This is a genomic window from Pseudomonas sp. S2_F03 (genome assembly GCF_054668335.1).
This window is the reverse complement of the sequence record NZ_CP162759.1, coordinates 3,099,040-3,118,103: the sequence shown is the minus strand read 5'-3', so window position 1 is coordinate 3,118,103 and position 19,064 is coordinate 3,099,040. Positions and strand designations below refer to the sequence as shown.

Here is a 19,064-nt window from a genome sequence, read left to right as displayed (position 1 = left end):
GCTGCTTCTTTCGTCTTCTTCAATGAATCAAGCAATTCGTGTGGGAACTTATGGAGCAGCTGATGTCGTCGATTAAGGAGGTGATCCAGCCGCAGGTTCCCCTACGGCTACCTTGTTACGACTTCACCCCAGTCATGAATCACACCGTGGTAACCGTCCTCCCGAAGGTTAGACTAGCTACTTCTGGTGCAACCCACTCCCATGGTGTGACGGGCGGTGTGTACAAGGCCCGGGAACGTATTCACCGCGACATTCTGATTCGCGATTACTAGCGATTCCGACTTCACGCAGTCGAGTTGCAGACTGCGATCCGGACTACGATCGGTTTTCTGGGATTAGCTCCACCTCGCGGCTTGGCAACCCTCTGTACCGACCATTGTAGCACGTGTGTAGCCCAGGCCGTAAGGGCCATGATGACTTGACGTCATCCCCACCTTCCTCCGGTTTGTCACCGGCAGTCTCCTTAGAGTGCCCACCATAACGTGCTGGTAACTAAGGACAAGGGTTGCGCTCGTTACGGGACTTAACCCAACATCTCACGACACGAGCTGACGACAGCCATGCAGCACCTGTCTCAATGTTCCCGAAGGCACCGATCCATCTCTGGAAAGTTCATTGGATGTCAAGGCCTGGTAAGGTTCTTCGCGTTGCTTCGAATTAAACCACATGCTCCACCGCTTGTGCGGGCCCCCGTCAATTCATTTGAGTTTTAACCTTGCGGCCGTACTCCCCAGGCGGTCAACTTAATGCGTTAGCTGCGCCACTAAGAGCTCAAGGCTCCCAACGGCTAGTTGACATCGTTTACGGCGTGGACTACCAGGGTATCTAATCCTGTTTGCTCCCCACGCTTTCGCACCTCAGTGTCAGTATCAGTCCAGGTGGTCGCCTTCGCCACTGGTGTTCCTTCCTATATCTACGCATTTCACCGCTACACAGGAAATTCCACCACCCTCTACCATACTCTAGCTCGACAGTTTTGAATGCAGTTCCCAGGTTGAGCCCGGGGATTTCACATCCAACTTAACGAACCACCTACGCGCGCTTTACGCCCAGTAATTCCGATTAACGCTTGCACCCTCTGTATTACCGCGGCTGCTGGCACAGAGTTAGCCGGTGCTTATTCTGTCGGTAACGTCAAAATTGCAACGTATTAGGTTACAACCCTTCCTCCCAACTTAAAGTGCTTTACAATCCGAAGACCTTCTTCACACACGCGGCATGGCTGGATCAGGCTTTCGCCCATTGTCCAATATTCCCCACTGCTGCCTCCCGTAGGAGTCTGGACCGTGTCTCAGTTCCAGTGTGACTGATCATCCTCTCAGACCAGTTACGGATCGTCGCCTTGGTGAGCCATTACCTCACCAACTAGCTAATCCGACCTAGGCTCATCTGATAGCGCAAGGCCCGAAGGTCCCCTGCTTTCTCCCGTAGGACGTATGCGGTATTAGCGTCCGTTTCCGAACGTTATCCCCCACTACCAGGCAGATTCCTAGGCATTACTCACCCGTCCGCCGCTCTCAAGAGAAGCAAGCTTCTCTCTACCGCTCGACTTGCATGTGTTAGGCCTGCCGCCAGCGTTCAATCTGAGCCATGATCAAACTCTTCAGTTCAAACATCTTTGGGTTTTTAAGAAACCCTAAACTTGGCTCAGCAATCGTTGGTTACATCTTTGATTTCTCGCGGAGTAACTTGTGATGCTGATAATCTTGTTGACTATCAGTCTGACTCCACAAGCACCCACACGAATTGCTTGATTCAGTTGTTAAAGAGCGGTTGGTTAAGATCTTTCGTCTCAACCGAGGCGCGCATTCTACAGCAGCCTCTGTTGCTGTCAAGTGGTTATTTTCAGAAGTTTTCAAAGTTTCCTTTGTAACTTCAACCACTTGCGCTTCCGATCACTCGGTAGCGGGAGGCGAATTCTACAGCGTTACACGCTGCTGTCAACACCTCTTTTTCAACTCCTTTCGGACTTCGATGAACTGAAGCCACTCACTGCCGAAAACTGCGTAACTCTTTGTTTACCAAGGAGTTTTCCGTTTCGACTGCGCCGGAAGTGGGGCGAATTATAGACATCCTGAATCTGCCGTCAAGCACTGATTTGGGCTTTCTATCAATAACGCCCCAAAAGCCGACAAACAACCCAATTCCCCTCTATATAACGAGCGAAACAGCCGGCCTCTATATAGAAGGAATCCTCAAAGCACCCCAGCCTCTTTGAAAGCAGCCACCGCACCAGCTCCCAGGCCCAGCACACGCTGCAGAACCTCTTGCGTATGCTCACCCAGCAATGGAGGGGCATTGCGGTACTCCACCGGAGTCTTGGATAGACGAATAGGGCTCGCCACCTGCGGCACCATCCCAGCCAACACATGGGGCAACTCCATCGCCAACCCACGTGCCTTGACCTGAGGATCAGCAAACATCTGAGCCAGATCATTGATCGGGCCACATGGCACGCCAGCCTCCTCCAGCTGCAACACCCACTCAGCCGTGGTCTTGAACACCGTCGCCTGACGGATCAGCGGAATCAAGACCGCCCGATTTGCCACCCGCAGTTTATTGGTCGCAAAGCGCGGATCATCCGCCCACTGCGGCTGACCCGCTACTTCGGCAAACTTGCGGAATTGACCATCGTTACCCACGGTCAGGATGAAGTCGCCATCAGCCGTAGGAAAGTCCTGATAAGGCACGATGTTCGGATGGGCGTTACCCAAGCGCTTAGGCGCATTGCCTGTCGTCAGGTAGTTCATCGCCTGGTTAGCCAGGCATGCAACCTGAACATCCAGCAATGCCATGTCGATATGCTGGCCGCCGCCATCGTGATCCCGATGCGCTAGCGCCGCCAGAATCGCCACTGTCGAATAGAGCCCGGTCAAGATGTCTGTCAGCGCTACACCAACCTTTACCGGCCCGGCACCCTCATCCCCTTCCGGTCGCCCCGTCAGGCTCATCAGACCACCCAGGCCCTGGATCATGAAGTCATAACCCGCACGCTTGGCGTAAGGGCCGGTCTGACCAAACCCGGTGATGGAGCAATAAATCAGGTTCGGGTTGATGGCTTTGAGCGATTCATAGTCCAGCCCGTAGGCCGCCAGCCCACCAACCTTGAAGTTCTCGATCAGAATGTCCGACTTGGCCGCCAGCTCACGCACCAACTTCTGACCTTCAGGGCGTGTGAAGTCGATGGTGACCGATTGCTTGTTGCGATTGGCCGACAAGTAGTAGGCGGCCTCGCTGGTGTTCTCGCCATAGGCGTCTTTAAGAAAAGGAGGCCCCCAGGCGCGCGTATCATCGCCATTGCCCGGGCGCTCCACCTTGATCACCTCAGCGCCAAGGTCCGCCAGGATCTGCCCGGACCAAGGTCCGGCCAGTACCCGCGATAAATCCAGTACCCGCAGATGCGAAAGCGCGCCCATGGACGTTCTCCTATTAATAGAACGCCTGGATGCCGGTTTGCGCGCGGCCGAGAATCAGTGCGTGGACGTCATGCGTACCTTCATAGGTATTCACCACTTCCAGGTTGACCAAGTGACGAGCAACACCGAACTCGTCGGAGATGCCATTGCCACCCAGCATGTCACGCGCCATACGAGCGATGTCCAGGGACTTGCCGCATGAGTTGCGCTTCATCATCGACGTGATCTCGACCGCCGCAGTGCCTTCGTCTTTCATACGACCCAGGCGCAGGCAACCTTGCAGCGCCAGGGTGATTTCAGTCTGCATGTCGGCCAGCTTTTTCTGGATCAACTGAGTGGCGGCCAACGGACGACCGAACTGCTGGCGGTCCAGGGTGTATTGGCGAGCGGTGTGCCAGCAGAACTCGGCGGCACCCAGCGCGCCCCAGGAAATGCCATAACGCGCGGAGTTGAGGCAGGTGAAAGGGCCTTTCAAGCCACGGACGTCAGGGAAAATGTTCTCTTCAGGGACAAATACGTTGTCCATGACGATTTCGCCTGTAATGGATGCACGCAGGCCGACCTTACCGTGAATCGCCGGAGCGCTCAGGCCTTTCCAGCCCTTCTCCAGCACGAAACCACGGATGTCGCCGGCGTCATCTTTACCCCAGACGACGAACACATCTGCGATAGGGCTGTTAGTGATCCACATCTTGCTGCCGGTCAGGCTGTAACCGCCTTCCACTTTGCGCGCACGAGTAATCATCGCACCCGGGTCAGAACCGTGGTTAGGCTCAGTCAGACCAAAGCAGCCAATCCACTCGCCGGAGGCCAGTTTCGGCAGGTACTTCTGCTTTTGGGCTTCGGTGCCAAATTCATTAATAGGCACCATGACCAACGAGGACTGCACGCTCATCATCGAGCGGTAGCCAGAGTCGACGCGCTCGACTTCACGAGCGATCAGACCGTAGCTGACATAGTTCAGGCCGCTGCCGCCGTACTGCTCAGGGATAGTTGCCCCCAACAGACCGACTTCGCCCATTTCGCGGAAAATTGCCGGGTCGGTTTTTTCATGACGGAAAGCTTCGAGGACGCGCGGCGCAAGCTTCTGCTGAGCGAATTGCTCGGCGGTGTCGCGAATCATGCGTTCTTCTTCAGTGAGCTGTTGATCCAGCAGCAGGGGATCGATCCAGTTGAAGCTAGCTTTACCGCCCATGAGTGTATCCTCTCGAATCGGGTCAAATAACGTGGACTGATCCTAGGCCGGGTTCGGCATTACGGCAAACGAGGATTTCGCATACTGTTGTGCTAAATTCTCACTTCGAAACATCGCAAAAGAGCCTTTATGCGATGTATTAGTGAGGTTGACGTACATGCGCAGGAAAATCCCCAGCACCACCGCCCTGATCAGCTTTGAAGCGGCCGCACGGCATGAAAGCTTCACCAAAGCCGCCCAGGAGCTTTCGCTGACCCAGGGTGCGATTTGCCGACAGATCGCCAGCCTGGAGGAGTTCCTCAGCGTCGAACTGTTCCGACGCTCGCGGCGCGGGGTGAAACTGACGGAGGCCGGCCTTTCCTACAGTCGCCGCGTGGCCACACAGCTCGACGCAGTGGAACGGGACACGTTGTCGGTAATGGGGCAACAGGGCGCCAATGTGATCGAACTGGCGGTGGTTCCGACTTTCGGCACTCAATGGCTGCTGCCAAGACTCAAAGACTTTCAGCACAAGCACCCGGAGGTGACGGTCAACCTCACCAACCGCACCCGCCCGTTCCTGTTTGCCGACACTGATTTTGATGCGGCGATTTACTTCGGTGACGCCGATTGGTCCGGTACCGAGTCCCACAGGTTGATGGGGGAAAATCCGATGCCGGTGTGCAGTCCGAACCTACTGGGAAAAAAGACTCGGCTGACACCCGTCGAGATCGCCGACCTTCCCCTATTGCAACAGACCACCCGCCCTTATGCATGGCGTCAGTGGTTCAACTCCCAACAGCTGAATATCCCTCGGGACATGACAGGTCCGCGCTACGAGCTATTCTCCATGCTTGCTCAAGCCGCGATGCATGACATGGGGATTGCGCTAATCCCGCCGTTCCTGATTCAGCGTGAACTGGCGGAGAAACGACTGGTGATTGCCAACCCCCAGGCACTGTCTAGCATCAAGGCGTATTACCTGATGATTCCCGAGCGAAAGGTGGAATCAGCCTCTTTGAAGGCATTTCGCGACTGGCTTATCAATCAAGCGCATAGCTACAACCTAGAAGGATAAAGGCTTTTGCTCATTAGCTGACCCCGTAGTCAAATAATTGAAAGCCCTACAGATATAACTATATGTCGCATATTCACAGACTGTACCTACAAGCAGCACCAACGTCCCACAAGCCTCTGGTGACGTGGCTTTGAGCCTCTATTTGCGGTCTATAACGCCTCATTCAGCGTAAAGATATGTAATTTCTGTAATTTCGACAGAAACCCCTGTAAGTCACGGCCTGCATGGGATGCAGCCGGTTAGTTGCGACATTCGGTCACGGGGTGACTTGTAGTTAATTTTCCGTCACCCGTCATAACCCCTTGAAGGGCACAAAGTTCGCCTGCAAAATGCCGCGCCCCGCCTTGATTCGGCGGGATCGTGCTGATCGGCCGCCCCAGCCGCACCATCCGTAGTGCCTGGGTTTACTCAATAAGATCACGCAGGAGATTTGACGTGCACATTGGTGTTCCTCTCGAAACCCAGACGGGTGAAACGCGGGTTGCTGCAACCCCGGAAACCATCAAGAAGCTGATCGGCCAGGGTCATAAAGTCACTGTGCAAAGCGGCGCCGGCGTTAACGCCAGTGTTGTCGACAGTGCCTATGAAGCGGCAGGCGCAACCATTGGCAGCGCCAATGATGCGTTTGGTGCAGAGCTGATTCTCAAGGTGGTCGCCCCCAGCGACAGCGAGCTGACGCTGATTAAAAGCGGCACCGTTGTGGTGGGCATGCTCAATCCGTTCAGCAATGAAACCATTGCCAAGCTGGCCGAGCGCGGCATTACCGCCTTTGCATTGGAGGCTGCGCCACGCACTTCCCGTGCACAGAGCCTGGATGTGCTGTCCTCCCAAGCGAACATCGCCGGCTATAAAGCGGTGTTGCTGGCTGCTCATCACTACCCGCGCTTCATGCCGATGCTGATGACAGCAGCAGGTACCGTGAAAGCAGCGCGCGTGCTGATTCTGGGCGCAGGCGTGGCCGGATTGCAGGCGATTGCCACCGCCAAGCGTCTGGGCGCGGTCATCGAAGCCTCGGACGTACGTCCGGCGGTGAAGGAACAAATCGAATCCCTGGGTGCGAAGTTCGTCGACGTGCCGTACGAAACCGATGAAGAGCGCGAGTGCGCTGTCGGTGTCGGCGGTTACGCGCGTCCAATGCCCGCCAGCTGGATGCAACGTCAGGCCCTGGCCGTACACGAACGCGCCAAGCAGGCTGACATCGTTATCACCACGGCACTGATCCCGGGCCGCAAGGCACCGACTCTGTTGAGCGCCGAAACGGTGGCGCAGATGAAGCCGGGCTCGGTGGTCATCGACCTCGCGGCGGCCCAGGGCGGCAACTGCCCGCTTACCGTGGCGGATCAGGTCGTCGTTGCAAACGGCGTGACCATTTGCGGCCCGACCAATCTGGCCGGTGAAGTGGCGGCAGATGCCTCGGCGTTGTACGCCCGTAACCTGCTGGACTTCCTGAAGCTGGTCTTCAACAAAGAAGGCCAATTCGAAGTGAACCTAGAAGACGATATCGTCGCCGCGTGCCTGATGTGCCGCGACGGCCAAGTCATCCGCAAAAACGCCTAAGCAGGGATTCAGACGATGGAAGAGCTTATCTCCCCCGGTATCTACAACCTGATCATCTTCGTGCTGGCGATTTATGTCGGTTATCACGTGGTCTGGAACGTTACGCCTGCGCTGCACACACCGTTGATGGCGGTGACTAACGCCATCTCGGCAATCGTCATCGTCGGCGCCATGCTGGCAGCGGCCTTGACGGTGACGCCGCTGGGCAAAACCATGGGCACCCTCGCGGTGGCCCTGGCAGCGGTGAACGTGTTTGGTGGCTTCCTGGTCACCCGCAGAATGCTTGAGATGTTCAAGAAAAAAGCCCCGAAAGTCGTAAAAGAAGAGGCGCCTAAGTAATGAGCATGAACCTTGTCACGACGCTCTACTTGATCGCGTCGATCTGCTTCATCCAGGCCCTCAAAGGCCTGTCGCACCCAACCACGTCTCGGCGCGGCAATGTCTACGGCATGCTCGGCATGGCGTTGGCGATCCTCACCACCGTGGGCCTCATCTACAAGCTGGGCGCTGAACTGGCCACCGCCGGCATCGGTTACGTTATCGTTGGCCTGCTGGTCGGCGGCACCGCCGGCTCGATCATGGCCAAGCGCGTCGAGATGACCAAGATGCCGGAACTGGTCGCCTTCATGCATAGCATGATCGGTATGGCCGCCGTGTTCATCGCTATTGCTGCTGTCGTTGAGCCGCAGTCACTGGGCATCGTCAAGCAACTGGGCGATTCGATTCCGGCCGGTAACCGCCTGGAACTGTTCCTCGGCGCAGCCATCGGTGCAATCACCTTCTCCGGTTCGGTCATCGCTTTCGGCAAGCTCTCGGGCAAGTACAAGTTCCGCCTGTTCCAAGGAGCACCGGTACAGTTCAGCGGTCAGCACAAACTGAACCTGCTGCTGGGCCTGGCCACACTGGCTCTGGGCGTGACCTTCATGATGACCGGCAATCTCAATGCCTTTGCGCTGATGCTGGTCCTGGCCTTCGTGATGGGCGTGCTGATCATCATCCCTATTGGCGGCGCAGACATGCCGGTGGTTGTGTCGATGCTCAACAGCTATTCCGGTTGGGCGGCAGCCGGTATCGGCTTCTCGCTGAACAACTCGATGCTGATCATCGCCGGTTCGCTGGTGGGCTCAAGCGGTGCGATCCTCTCGTACATCATGTGCAAGGCGATGAACCGTTCCTTCTTTAATGTGCTGCTTGGCGGCTTCGGCAACACGGCCGACGCAGGACCGGCCGGCGCCCAGGAAGCCCGCCCGGTGAAATCCGGCTCGGCTGACGACGCGACGTTCCTGCTGACCAACGCCGATACCGTGATCATCGTTCCGGGCTACGGCCTGGCAGTGGCCCGTGCCCAGCACGCGCTCAAGGAGCTGACCGAGAAGCTGACTCATCGCGGCGTGACCGTGAAGTACGCGATCCACCCGGTTGCCGGTCGTATGCCTGGCCACATGAACGTGTTGCTGGCCGAGGCAGAAGTGCCTTACGACCAGGTGTTCGAGATGGAAGACATCAACTCCGAGTTCGGCCAGGCCGACGTGGTGCTGGTGTTGGGCGCCAACGACGTGGTCAACCCGGCCGCCAAGAACGATCCGAAATCGCCGATTGCCGGCATGCCGATTCTCGAAGCGTTCAAAGCCAAGACGATCATCGTCAACAAGCGTTCGATGGCCAGCGGTTATGCCGGCCTGGATAACGAACTGTTCTACCTGGACAAAACCATGATGGTCTTCGGCGACGCCAAGAAAGTCATCGAAGATATGGTTAAAGCGGTCGAGTAACCCTCCGCTGCTACACTGAACGCCCCGACTTGTCGGGGCGTTTTTGTTTGCACAAACGCTGGACAATTTGCCGCGTTGTTACCGATCCGGTAACAGTGTTTTACTTGAAACCCGCTGAATAGACGCCTCGTTTTCGACCTTGGTAGCGGGACAGGCGCCCGCGAAATTCACTAGACTGCGCATCCTGCTACCCGTTGCCCGAGATAACAATCCATGTACCGTGACCGTATTCGCCTGCCTTCGTTGTTGGATAAAGTGATGAGCGCTGCCGACGCTGCCGCTCTGATTGAGGACGGCATGACCGTCGGCATGAGTGGTTTCACCCGCGCCGGCGAAGCGAAAGCCGTACCTCACGCGCTGGCCGAACGCGCCAAGGTCACGCCGCTGAAAATCACCCTGATGACCGGTGCCAGCCTGGGTAACGACCTCGACAAACAGCTGACCGAAGCCGGTGTACTGTCGCGGCGCATGCCCTTCCAGGTGGACAGCACCCTGCGCAAAGCCATCAACGCAGGCGAAGTGATGTTCATCGACCAGCACCTCTCGGAAACCGTGGAGCAACTGCGCAACCAACAACTCAAATTGCCGGATATCGCGGTGATTGAAGCCGTTGCCATTACCGAACAGGGCCATATCGTACCGACCACATCGGTCGGCAACTCGGCCAGCTTCGCGATTTTCGCCAAACACGTGATCGTCGAGATCAACCTGGCGCACAACCCGAACCTGGAAGGCCTGCACGACATCTATATCCCGACGTACCGCCCGACCCGCACGCCGATTCCACTGGTGAAGGTCGATGATCGCATTGGCAGCACCGCCATCCCGATCCCGCCGGAGAAGATCGTCGCGATCGTGATCACCAATCAATCCGACTCCCCCTCCACGGTGTTGCCACCGGACACCGAGACCCAGGCCATCGCCGACCACCTGATCAACTTCTTCAAGCAGGAAGTGGCTGCCGGACGGATGACCAACAAGCTTGGCCCATTGCAGGCCGGTATCGGCACCATCGCCAACTCAGTGATGTGCGGCCTGATCGACTCACCGTTCGAAGACCTGACCATGTATTCCGAGGTACTGCAGGATTCGACGTTCGACCTGATCGATGCCGGCAAGCTGAGCTTTGCGTCGGGCAGTTCGATCACCTTGTCGAGTCGTCGAAATGCCGACGTGTTTGGCAACCTTGAGCGCTATAAGGACAAATTGGTGCTGCGCCCACAGGAAATCTCCAATCACCCGGAAGTGGTGCGTCGACTGGGCATTATCGGTATCAACACGGCGCTGGAGTTCGACCTCTATGGCAACGTCAACTCCACGCACGTGTGCGGCACACGGATGATGAACGGCATTGGCGGCTCGGGCGACTTTGCACGCAATGCCCATCTGTCCATCTTCGTCACCAAATCGATTGCCAAGGGCGGGGCAATCTCCAGCGTCGTGCCGATGGTCAGCCACGTTGACCACACGGAGCATGACGTCGACATCCTCGTCACCGAAATCGGTCTGGCTGACTTACGTGGTTTGGCACCACGGGAACGGGCGCGGGTCGTCATCGACAACTGTGTGCACCCGGACTATCGCCAGGCCCTGGACGACTACTTCACCGCAGCTTGCGCAATCGGCGGACACACGCCACATATCCTGCGCGATGCGCTGAGTTGGCACATCAACCTGGAAGAAACAGGGCGCATGCTCAAGGCGTAATTGGTACAGATAGCGGCTGACGCAAACACAGTTTCGTCAGCGCGCTATTGTTTCGTGGAAATCTGTTTAAAACTGTACTGCTGTACTGGTCATTTCCTACCGTAATTCCCTACCTTTTCAAACCATTCACACGAAAACGCACTAAATAAGTGCAGATAGATACAGTTGCCTCAATTTTGACCAGTACACCGCCTATAAACAGTTAACTGAGCCCTCACAATACAGATGAACTGTATCTACAGTGACTAGGCAAACGAGAGGATCATGGGCACCAGTTAAACCACTACCTAATCCCGCCACAAGCGGAAGGATGTCAATCATGGAACGTACACTCAGTTCCGGCCTGTTCTTCGAAGACACTGCTGCAAAAACCCAAGCCTCGATGCCTCTGCGCGTTATCGCCAACCTGATGCTGTGGCAGCGCCGCATCTCCAGCCGCCATCAACTGGCTCGCCTGGATTCGCGTCTGCTGGCTGACGCCGGGATTAGCGAAGCACAACGCTACGAAGAGCTGAGCAAGCCGTTCTGGCGCTAAGCTAGCGTCGCTGGCCCTGACCCCTCGGGTCCACTGCCAGCACTCCAGATTGAAAAAACAAAGCCCGTCGTGGGAAACCACGACGGGCTTTGTCGTTTTCGCGCCATCGAACTCGGAAAAACAACAGCGTTATGCAAGAGCGGTACAGTTTGTTAAAACCGATCACTGTACAAGTACAATTTCTACGCGGTGTATCTGTTTAGCAAAAACGGGGAGGGCCACCATGGAGGCTCATTCCAAAGCACACGGATCGCGCCATGAATCACTTACAAGATATTTCCGCTCCTGCGCCGCAAGCGAAACCTTGTTTCACCTGGCTACAACGTACGTGGGCAGCACTGTCCCGCGGCCTGGAACGGGCCAGAACCCGGCGCCTATTGGGTCAGCTAAACGATCAACAGCTTTCAGACCTGGGCATCAGCCACGCCGATCGCGTCAATGAACTGGATAAACCGTTCTGGCGCTAGCGACCGGCCCTGAACAGACGGGCTGTGCGAACTGTTAAAAGCAGGCCTAATATCAACCGGAACGTGGCGCACGCTGTACAACAGGCGTCTGATCCAGCAGATACCTTGCCACCTCTCAATTGGTTTTCCTGAAGGAGATACACCATGTCCCGTCTTCGCTTGCTCAGCGTCGCAGCCCTGCTTGCAGTGGCTGCCAATGCCAACGCCACCAGCTTTGTCGTGACCACTGACGCTGTCGTCAAAGCGTTAAAGGCCACGTCCGATGCAACCACCGACGTCGTTTCCTCTTCTTTTAAGGACAACAAGATTGTGCGTGAAGCGCGCGATGATGCCGCCAGCTTCGTCGCCAGCGAAGGTGCCATCCGCGGCGTAAAACTCGAAAGTGCGCTCGATTACATTCGCCACCAGGCGCCACAGCTGAACGCAACGGATGCACAGCTGGCTCAAGCCATCCTGACCATCTAAGCGAAAGCCCTGACGTGGGACACGCCCAACGTGTCCCCATGTTTCGGCGCTGGCTCTAGACCGGACGTTGCGCTAGCCTTGGGGCTCGCTTTCAGCTATCGAGTCTCATGCGTTTTCATTCCAGGTTGTTGCTCACGCCCCTATTGCTTGTGGCCTGCTGGTCGGGCTCGGCACATGCTTTCGATGCCTTCAATCTTTCCACACAAGGTACTGTCGCCAGTGGTTATGGCAGCAGTCTGGTGACCTCCGCGCCCTTCGACCGTAAACTGCTGCTCGCCGCTCACGATGATGCTGCGACATTCATCGCCAGCGACACCCAATTGCGAGGAGCACAGCTGGAGTCCGCCCTGATTTATCTGCGCCAGACCCAGCCCAAACTTCATGCAAGCGACCTTGAACTGGCACTGGCAATTCTCGTCCAATAGTTATCCTTGTTTCCCCGGAGTCGTTCCATGCGTAGCCCGCTGATTGCTGCCACCCTTGGCCTGTTGTTGCTGGCCGATGTGGCCCAGGCCCATACCCTGGTTGCCACCAGTAACATGCTCATTCGTGCCACCCAGCGCACGCTTGATTTCACCTCTGATACCACCACCTCCATCCGTGACTCGAAGATCATTCGTGAAGCCCACGACGACGCAGCCACGTTTGTTGCCAGCGACGGCGATATCCGTGGCGCGCACCTCGAAGCGGCTTTCAACACCCTGCGCGATCGCGTGCCTGAGGCCCGGGATGCCAGTGATCAGGTACTCGCCGAAGCCATCCTCGCCCTGTGAAGTCGCCAGCCGCCTGGCTGCTGGCCGGGGTCATGTTGCTGTTCGGCAACGCGGCTCACGCCAGTCTGCAATTACAACTCAAGACTGAAGGTCTCAGCCCGGCACAACAGCAGGCCAGCCAGGCACTGTTAGATGAAGCCATGCAGGCGCTGCCGCCTCGTTTCATCGAGCAACTGGATCGGCGCATTGATGTCGGCTGGACCGACAACATGCCAAGCAATGCCTACGGCCAGGCATCGCTGGTGTCCGAACTCGACCTGAACCGTAACCTGCTCGCCAGCCTTACCGATGGCAGCGCCGCGACCAGGAAAACCTATCGCCCTCACGGCACCGTACGCAGGGAAATGCTCGCCACGGTGGTGCACGAGCTCACCCACATTTACGACCGCTCGCGCCTGTGGCCAGACGCGGAGCGCAAACTGATTCAACGCTGCACCCGGCGCAACAACAGTGCCGGACTGGTCGGTATTCCTGACGAGTGCCGTGGCCAGAATGATCGTCGCTTCACCCTCAGCGACGATCCACGCCTGCTCGACCTGGCCGGCTGGCAACAATACGTCGGCCGTCGCGGTGAACGTGAACAACACAACAAGCAGATCGCCCGCAGTCCGGACATCTACGAAACGGACAGTCCCAAAGAGTTCGTCGCGGTCAACATGGAGTATTTCCTACTTGACCCGAGCTACGCCTGTCGTCGTCCAATGCTGTATCGCTACTACCAGGAACACTTCGGCTGGGCGCCGGCAGCCAAAAACACCTGCGCCAAAACCTTCGCCTTCCTCAATGCTGGCAATGACTTCGCCAAGCAACCCCTTGGGCAGGTGGATCCGGAACGGGTCTATGCCGTCGACTATCTGCTGGCCGAAGCCAATCAGAACTGGGTCAGCCGCTGGGGCCACAGCATGTTGCGACTGGTGATCTGTGCGCCAGGACGACCACGGGGGCCCGACTGCCGTCTCGACCTGGACCAGCATCTGGTCTTGTCTTATCGCGCCTTCGTCGGTGACGTACAGCTCTCGAGCTGGGACGGATTGGTCGGTAAATACCCGTCGCGCCTGTTTGTCCTGCCACTGGCCCAAGTGATCGACGAATACACCAAGACCGAACTGCGCAGCCTCGCCTCGGTGCCGCTCAATCTGTCGCGCAGCGAGATCGAAGGCGTCGTGGAGCGCGCCGCCGAGATGCACTGGAGTTACGACGGCAGCTACTTTTTCCTGTCCAACAACTGCGCGGTGGAGGAGCTGAAGCTGCTGCGCAGCGGCACCAATAATGCACAACTGGTCGGACTGGATAACATCATGCCGAACGGCTTGCTCAAAGTGCTCAAGGGGCGCGGGCTGGCGGATACCAGCGTGCTGGATGACCCACGTGAAGCGCTCCGACTGGGTTATCGCTTCGACTCCTTCCGCGATCGTTATCAAGCCATGTTCGACGTGTTGAAGAAGCGCTTGCCGATCAAGCAGGAAAAAGTCGAAGACTGGCTGGCATTGAAAGCGGTAGAGCGCCGGCAATGGTTCGAACAGGCTGACCTGCGCGCCAGCGCGGCGTTGTTGTTGTTGGAACAGGCAGCCTTGCGCCAGCAATTGCTGCTGGCTCAGGACGAAGTAAAGCAGCGTTACCTGGGTGCTCGGAATCTGGAAAACGGCGGTATGGACAAGGCCAATGCGACCTTGAAGGATATTCTGGCCAACAGCGGCTACCTCAGCCGTCCGGCGGAACTGCTCGGCAGCGGCGGTTATGGATTGCCCCAACCGAGTGAATGGCAACGCCTGGAATCAGAAAGCAGCCTGCGCCAAAAGCAACTTCTGGTGCTGACAGGCGACCTGGACAAGGAAGTGAGAGCGCTGCTCGAACCGAGTCGTGCAGCCGAAATGGCCGCCAATGAAGCCAACCTGAAGCAAGTTGGCGAACATCTGAGAAAGCTGCACAAGGCAGCTGGCGGGTTGGAGCTGCCCTAGTAAAAAGGGCTTCGTGGATGATCCACGAAGCCCTTTTTTTGCTTGCACGTTAAATCAAAGAACCCCTTCCAGAATTTCGTAAACAACCCCGCTGCCTACGGCAATCAGCACAATGTCGCCGCCTGCACGACGCCATTCATACCCCGGGTAATACGGCAAGCGACCCAGCGCGCGATTGTCCAGACGCTCACCATAATAGCCGTGGGGCAACGGCCGGCCGCGTTCCAGATGAATACCCGGAGGTGGTGGCGCACCGCGCACAAAATACCCATGATTGTCGTGAATCGTCTGGCGCACCGGGCCGAAGTCCCGGGGCGGAGGGCCGCCGCGATGGTTGTCCTGATGACTACGGTGATCATCGCCATGATTGTCGCCATGGTTATCGTATTGACCCTGCTGAGGGCCGCCATGGCCGTGATCGTCGCGCTGATCAGCGCTCGCGTGCAGCAATGGGGTGGCACTCAGCATCAGCACGCCCAGGCTGGCAATCAGACGTTTCGGCATTTTCATCGGGGCTTTCCTCACCGCACATACAGCAAAAAGGGCCTCAGAACGTAGTCCTGAAGCCCTCGGTCTTGCTGGTTAGTCTGTGCCGCGAGGCTCTAATTCCTCTGTATCAGGAACTTTACCTTCAGCTGACCCGCGCTTGACGCACGCCTTCCGACAGCGCTGCGCAAAGGCTGAGCACACCATCAATCGCCTGATCCGGCGTCGACGCGTTGGCGATGTGATCGATCAATGCCGACCCCACGACAACACCATCTGCCAGGCGAGCAATGGAAGCCGCTTGCTCCGGAGTACGAATGCCAAAACCAATGCTGATCGGCAAATCTGTGTGGCGACGCAGACGCGTAACCGCCTCTTCAACGTGTTCCAGCGTCGCCGCCCCTGCACCGGTCACACCCGCAACCGACACGTAGTAAACGAAACCGGAGCTGCCGTTCAGAACCGTCGGCAGGCGCACGTCATCAGTGGTTGGCGTGGTCAGACGAATGAAATCCAGACCCGCTGCCTGAGCCGGGTCGCACAACTCGCCGTTATGCTCGGGCGGCAAGTCGACCACGATCAGGCCATCAACACCGGCCTCTTTGGCTTCAGCGATGAAGCGTGGCACGCCGTACATGTGGATAGGGTTGAAATAACCCATCAGCACCAGCGGAGTCTCGGTGTTGCCTTCACGGAACTCGCGAACCATTTGCAGGGTTTTCGCCAGGTTCTGCTTGGCGCCCAAGGCACGAATGTTGGCCAACTGGATCGCCGGGCCATCAGCCATCGGATCCGTGAAGGGCATGCCCAGCTCGATCACGTCGGCGCCAGCCGCGGGCAAGCCTTTGAGGATTGCCAGGGAAGTGTCATAGCTCGGGTCGCCAGCGGTGACGAAGGTCACGAGGGCAGCGCGGTTCTGTTCCTTGAGTTCGGCAAAGCGCGTTTGCAGGCGGCTCATCAGTGTTTCTCCTGCTTGGATTGCTCTTGTTGGGAGTGTTCCATGTGGTGCATCACGGTTTGCATATCTTTGTCGCCACGACCGGACAGGTTGACCACCATCAGGTGATCCTTCGGCAAGGTCGGTGCGCGTTTGAACACTTCGGCCAGGGCGTGGGCGCTTTCCAGTGCAGGAATAATCCCCTCCAGGCGGCAGCATTTGTGGAACGCATCGAGGGCTTCATCGTCGGTCACCGAGGTGTACTGAACGCGACCGATATCATGCAACCACGCGTGTTCCGGGCCGATACCTGGATAATCGAGGCCGGCGGAAATCGAGTGAGCATCGATGATCTGGCCATCGTCGTCCTGCAACAGGAAAGTACGGTTGCCGTGGAGCACGCCCGGTACGCCGCCGTTCAGGCTGGCTGCATGTTTACCGGTTTCGATACCGTAACCGGCAGCTTCCACGCCGATGATCTCGACACTCTTGTCGTCCAGGAACGGGTGAAACAGGCCCATGGCGTTGGAACCGCCACCGATACACGCCACCAGGCTGTCCGGCAGGCGACCTTCTTGCGCTTGTAGCTGTTCACGGGTTTCCTTGCCGATAACGGCCTGGAAGTCGCGAACCATGGCCGGATACGGGTGTGGTCCGGCCACGGTGCCGATCAGGTAGAAGGTGCTGTCGACGTTGGTTACCCAGTCACGCAGCGCTTCGTTCATCGCATCTTTCAGGGTGCCGGTGCCGGCGACGACCGGAATCACTTCGGCGCCCAGCAACTTCATGCGAAACACGTTGGCTTGCTGACGTTCGATGTCGGTGGTGCCCATGTAGATCACGCAGTCGAGACCGAAACGAGCGGCTACGGTAGCGGTCGCCACGCCGTGCATGCCTGCACCGGTTTCGGCGATGATGCGTTTCTTGCCCATGCGCCGCGCCAGCAGAATCTGGCCAATGCAGTTGTTGATCTTGTGCGCGCCGGTGTGGTTCAGCTCTTCACGCTTCAGGTAAATCTTCGCACCACCGCAGAACTCGGTCAGGCGTTCGGCGAAATACAGTGGGCTCGGGCGTCCGACATAGTCGCGCTGGAAGTAGGCCAATTCTTCTTTGAACGCCGGATCTTCCTTGGCCGCTTCGTATTCGCGGGCCAGGTCGAGGATCAACGGCATCAGGGTTTCGGCGACGTAACGGCCGCCGAACGTGCCAAACAGGCCGTTGGCATCGGGGCCGTTGCGCAGATTAGTCTGGGTCATGGGTCGCTCCGGTTGAATGGGTGGGATGATGCTTTTGAAAAGAGAGTGGGCTTAACTCTACCCCTGACGCCCCACTCTGAAAACCGATAAGATCGCCGCAACCTGTCAGGAAAACTCACATATCCCATGAGCCATGACCTCCCCCCGCTGAACGCCCTTCGTGCCTTCGAAGCCACTGCCCGCCTGAACAGCGTCAGTCAGGCCGCCGAACAGTTGCACGTCACCCATGGTGCGGTCAGCCGGCAGTTGAAGGTACTGGAAGAGCACCTCGGGGTGAGCCTGTTCGTCAAGGATGGTCGCGGCCTTAAACTCACAGATGCCGGCATTCGATTGCGCGACGCCAGCGGCGAAGCGTTCGAACGGTTACGCACGGTATGTGCAGAGCTGACGCAGAGCACCGCCGATGCGCCCTTCGTACTCGGCTGCTCGGGAAGCCTGCTGGCGCGCTGGTTCATTCCACGCCTGGGACGGCTGAATACGGACTTGCCTGACCTGCGCCTACACCTGTCCGCTGGCGAAGGCGATCTTGACCCGCGCCGGCCAGGTCTCGATGCGTTGCTGGTATTTGCCGAACCGCCGTGGCCGGCGGACATGCAGGTCTATGAACTGACCAGCGAACGGATCGGCCCCGTCATGAGCCCGCGATTCGCCGGCTACGAGAGGTTGCAAGGCGCACCGGCGGCTGCGCTGCGGAACGAGCCTTTGCTCCACACCACATCAAGGCCCCAGGCGTGGCCGAGCTGGGCGCAGCACAACGGCCTCGATCCCAAGGATTTGAAGTATGGTCAAGGTTTTGAGCATTTGTACTATTTGCTGGAAGCCGCAGTGGCCGGCCTGGGAGTGGCCATTGCACCAGAGCCGTTGGTGGCCGAGGACGTGAAGGCCGGTCGCCTGGTTGCGCCATGGGGTTTCAGTGAAACCCCGGCGCAACTGGCGTTGTGGCTACCCAAGCGCGCCGCGGATGGGCGGGCTCGGCAGTTGGCGCAGTGGCTGAAGAATGAACTGCGCCAGGCAGATTAATCCCCGCGCTTGCACAGCAGATAGGCCGCGAGAAGACCCAACGCCCCCACGGCAACACCGGCCGTCGTCCAAGGGTGTTCTTGGGCGTAGTCCCGAGTGGCGACCCTGGTTTCACGGGTTTTGACTTTGACTTCTTCGTACGCATCGCTGAGCAAGTGACGCGAATGCTTCAGCGCACTTTCGGCGTTGGCCTTCAAGGTTTTAAGGGTTCTACGCGACTCGTCCGACGCATCGTCTTTCAAGCTTTCCAACGATTTGAGCAAACTCTCGATTTCGGCTTCCATGCTTTGCAATGAGGCTTTACGTAAAGAGGTGTTGGCCATGGTGGCTCTCCTGCGTTGATTGAGTTGCGTGTGTTGATTGGGACTTCAGGGGTTGGAGAAAGTGCAGTATTTCGGAACTTCCCCTTCCGATTGACCGACACAAGTCATACGAAAAATCACTGCTAGGCTGTATCTCACAC

General features: G+C 57.6%; 18 protein-coding genes and 1 rRNA gene. 12 read left to right on the top strand and 7 right to left on the bottom strand.

Going from position 1 to position 19,064, the window contains the following annotated elements; all coding sequences use genetic code 11:
- Positions 1-73 precede the first annotated feature (73 nt).
- The 3 genes from AB4N76_RS14675 to AB4N76_RS14665 form a co-directional block, all read right to left on the bottom strand.
- A 16S ribosomal RNA gene (locus AB4N76_RS14675) occupies positions 74-1,610 on the bottom strand.
- Positions 1,611-2,195: 585 nt separating this feature from the next.
- A complete protein-coding gene (locus AB4N76_RS14670; protein ID WP_046031104.1) occupies positions 2,196-3,416 on the bottom strand; it encodes a CaiB/BaiF CoA transferase family protein in 1,221 nt (406 codons plus the stop codon).
- Between the two features lie 13 nt (positions 3,417-3,429).
- On the bottom strand, positions 3,430-4,611 hold the full coding sequence (locus tag AB4N76_RS14665) for an acyl-CoA dehydrogenase (RefSeq protein WP_010465741.1): 1,182 nt from the start codon (positions 4,609-4,611) through the stop codon (positions 3,430-3,432).
- A 157-nt stretch (positions 4,612-4,768) separates the two neighbouring features.
- Between AB4N76_RS14665 and AB4N76_RS14660 the strand changes: the two genes are divergently transcribed.
- The 11 genes from AB4N76_RS14660 (at position 4,769) to AB4N76_RS14610 (ending at position 14,902) form a co-directional block, all read left to right on the top strand.
- Positions 4,769-5,668, top strand: a complete 900-nt coding sequence (locus AB4N76_RS14660; protein WP_046031103.1) for a LysR family transcriptional regulator — start codon at positions 4,769-4,771, stop codon at positions 5,666-5,668.
- 435 nt (positions 5,669-6,103) lie between these two features.
- Positions 6,104-7,225, top strand: coding sequence for a Re/Si-specific NAD(P)(+) transhydrogenase subunit alpha (locus AB4N76_RS14655; protein ID WP_046031102.1), 1,122 nt, complete (start codon positions 6,104-6,106; stop codon positions 7,223-7,225).
- 15 nt (positions 7,226-7,240) lie between these two features.
- The gene (locus AB4N76_RS14650) at positions 7,241-7,564 is read left to right on the top strand and encodes an NAD(P) transhydrogenase subunit alpha part 2 (RefSeq protein ID WP_007947884.1); all 324 of its coding nucleotides are present in this window, start codon (positions 7,241-7,243) and stop codon (positions 7,562-7,564) included.
- Entirely contained in the window at positions 7,564-8,997 is a 1,434-nt protein-coding gene (locus AB4N76_RS14645; protein WP_046031101.1) for an NAD(P)(+) transhydrogenase (Re/Si-specific) subunit beta, read from the top strand. The genes AB4N76_RS14650 and AB4N76_RS14645 overlap by 1 nt, the downstream gene beginning before the upstream one ends.
- Before the next feature lie 213 nt (positions 8,998-9,210).
- Positions 9,211-10,704 carry an acetyl-CoA hydrolase/transferase family protein gene (locus AB4N76_RS14640; protein WP_046031100.1) on the top strand — a complete coding sequence of 498 codons (1,494 nt, stop codon included), beginning with the start codon at positions 9,211-9,213 and terminating at the stop codon, positions 10,702-10,704.
- 382 nt (positions 10,705-11,086) lie between these two features.
- The gene (locus AB4N76_RS14635; protein WP_370694728.1) at positions 11,087-11,239 is read left to right on the top strand and encodes a DUF1127 domain-containing protein; all 153 of its coding nucleotides are present in this window, start codon (positions 11,087-11,089) and stop codon (positions 11,237-11,239) included.
- A gap of 257 nt (positions 11,240-11,496) precedes the next feature.
- Positions 11,497-11,706 carry a DUF1127 domain-containing protein gene (locus AB4N76_RS14630; RefSeq protein ID WP_077430952.1) on the top strand — a complete coding sequence of 70 codons (210 nt, stop codon included), beginning with the start codon at positions 11,497-11,499 and terminating at the stop codon, positions 11,704-11,706.
- Positions 11,707-11,850: 144 nt separating this feature from the next.
- Positions 11,851-12,171 carry a DUF2388 domain-containing protein gene (locus tag AB4N76_RS14625; protein ID WP_046031098.1) on the top strand — a complete coding sequence of 107 codons (321 nt, stop codon included), beginning with the start codon at positions 11,851-11,853 and terminating at the stop codon, positions 12,169-12,171.
- Between the two features lie 107 nt (positions 12,172-12,278).
- On the top strand, positions 12,279-12,596 hold the full coding sequence (locus AB4N76_RS14620) for a DUF2388 domain-containing protein (RefSeq protein WP_046031097.1): 318 nt from the start codon (positions 12,279-12,281) through the stop codon (positions 12,594-12,596).
- Between the two features lie 27 nt (positions 12,597-12,623).
- Positions 12,624-12,944, top strand: coding sequence for a DUF2388 domain-containing protein (locus tag AB4N76_RS14615; protein WP_046031096.1), 321 nt, complete (start codon positions 12,624-12,626; stop codon positions 12,942-12,944).
- On the top strand, positions 12,941-14,902 hold the full coding sequence (locus AB4N76_RS14610) for a DUF7844 domain-containing protein (RefSeq protein WP_046031095.1): 1,962 nt from the start codon (positions 12,941-12,943) through the stop codon (positions 14,900-14,902). Before AB4N76_RS14615 ends, AB4N76_RS14610 begins: the two co-directional genes overlap by 4 nt.
- Before the next feature lie 54 nt (positions 14,903-14,956).
- On the opposite strand, the gene AB4N76_RS14605 is transcribed toward AB4N76_RS14610, so the two are convergent.
- The 3 genes from AB4N76_RS14605 to trpB form a co-directional block, all read right to left on the bottom strand.
- Positions 14,957-15,412 (bottom strand): anti-virulence regulator CigR family protein, encoded by a 456-nt coding sequence (locus AB4N76_RS14605; RefSeq protein WP_046031094.1) that lies wholly within the window; start codon positions 15,410-15,412, stop codon positions 14,957-14,959.
- A gap of 121 nt (positions 15,413-15,533) precedes the next feature.
- Positions 15,534-16,346: a tryptophan synthase subunit alpha gene (gene trpA / locus AB4N76_RS14600; RefSeq protein WP_077430954.1), complete on the bottom strand. Its 813-nt coding sequence runs from the start codon at positions 16,344-16,346 to the stop codon at positions 15,534-15,536.
- Positions 16,346-17,581 (bottom strand): tryptophan synthase subunit beta, encoded by a 1,236-nt coding sequence (gene trpB, locus AB4N76_RS14595; RefSeq protein WP_460164588.1) that lies wholly within the window; start codon positions 17,579-17,581, stop codon positions 16,346-16,348. Before trpB ends, trpA begins: the two co-directional genes overlap by 1 nt.
- 126 nt (positions 17,582-17,707) lie before the next feature.
- Here trpB and AB4N76_RS14590 point away from each other — a divergent pair, with 126 nt between their 5' ends.
- Complete coding sequence (locus AB4N76_RS14590) at positions 17,708-18,601, top strand: LysR family transcriptional regulator (protein WP_046031092.1); 894 nt, start codon at positions 17,708-17,710, stop codon at positions 18,599-18,601.
- On the opposite strand, the gene AB4N76_RS14585 is transcribed toward AB4N76_RS14590, so the two are convergent.
- The gene (locus tag AB4N76_RS14585; RefSeq protein WP_046031091.1) at positions 18,598-18,924 is read right to left on the bottom strand and encodes an ElaB/YgaM/YqjD family protein; all 327 of its coding nucleotides are present in this window, start codon (positions 18,922-18,924) and stop codon (positions 18,598-18,600) included. The genes AB4N76_RS14590 and AB4N76_RS14585 overlap by 4 nt on opposite strands.
- Positions 18,925-19,064 lie beyond the last annotated feature (140 nt).

Bases quoted from the DNA above. Each gene is read 5' to 3' on its own strand.
- AB4N76_RS14590 (WP_046031092.1), top strand. From the start codon at position 17,708: ATGAGCCATGACCTCCCCCCGCTGAACGCCCTTCGTGCCTTCGAAGCC.
- AB4N76_RS14605 (WP_046031094.1), bottom strand. From the start codon at position 15,412: ATGAAAATGCCGAAACGTCTGATTGCCAGCCTGGGCGTGCTGATGCTG.
- AB4N76_RS14620 (WP_046031097.1), top strand. From the start codon at position 12,279: ATGCGTTTTCATTCCAGGTTGTTGCTCACGCCCCTATTGCTTGTGGCC.
- AB4N76_RS14645 (WP_046031101.1), top strand. From the start codon at position 7,564: ATGAGCATGAACCTTGTCACGACGCTCTACTTGATCGCGTCGATCTGC.
- AB4N76_RS14665 (WP_010465741.1), bottom strand. From the start codon at position 4,611: ATGGGCGGTAAAGCTAGCTTCAACTGGATCGATCCCCTGCTGCTGGAT.
- AB4N76_RS14630 (WP_077430952.1), top strand. From the start codon at position 11,497: ATGAATCACTTACAAGATATTTCCGCTCCTGCGCCGCAAGCGAAACCT.
- AB4N76_RS14635 (WP_370694728.1), top strand. From the start codon at position 11,087: ATGCCTCTGCGCGTTATCGCCAACCTGATGCTGTGGCAGCGCCGCATC.
- AB4N76_RS14625 (WP_046031098.1), top strand. From the start codon at position 11,851: ATGTCCCGTCTTCGCTTGCTCAGCGTCGCAGCCCTGCTTGCAGTGGCT.
- trpA (WP_077430954.1), bottom strand. From the start codon at position 16,346: ATGAGCCGCCTGCAAACGCGCTTTGCCGAACTCAAGGAACAGAACCGC.
- AB4N76_RS14640 (WP_046031100.1), top strand. From the start codon at position 9,211: ATGTACCGTGACCGTATTCGCCTGCCTTCGTTGTTGGATAAAGTGATG.
- trpB (WP_460164588.1), bottom strand. From the start codon at position 17,581: ATGACCCAGACTAATCTGCGCAACGGCCCCGATGCCAACGGCCTGTTT.
- AB4N76_RS14585 (WP_046031091.1), bottom strand. From the start codon at position 18,924: ATGGCCAACACCTCTTTACGTAAAGCCTCATTGCAAAGCATGGAAGCC.
- AB4N76_RS14670 (WP_046031104.1), bottom strand. From the start codon at position 3,416: ATGGGCGCGCTTTCGCATCTGCGGGTACTGGATTTATCGCGGGTACTG.
- AB4N76_RS14660 (WP_046031103.1), top strand. From the start codon at position 4,769: ATGCGCAGGAAAATCCCCAGCACCACCGCCCTGATCAGCTTTGAAGCG.
- AB4N76_RS14650 (WP_007947884.1), top strand. From the start codon at position 7,241: ATGGAAGAGCTTATCTCCCCCGGTATCTACAACCTGATCATCTTCGTG.
- AB4N76_RS14615 (WP_046031096.1), top strand. From the start codon at position 12,624: ATGCGTAGCCCGCTGATTGCTGCCACCCTTGGCCTGTTGTTGCTGGCC.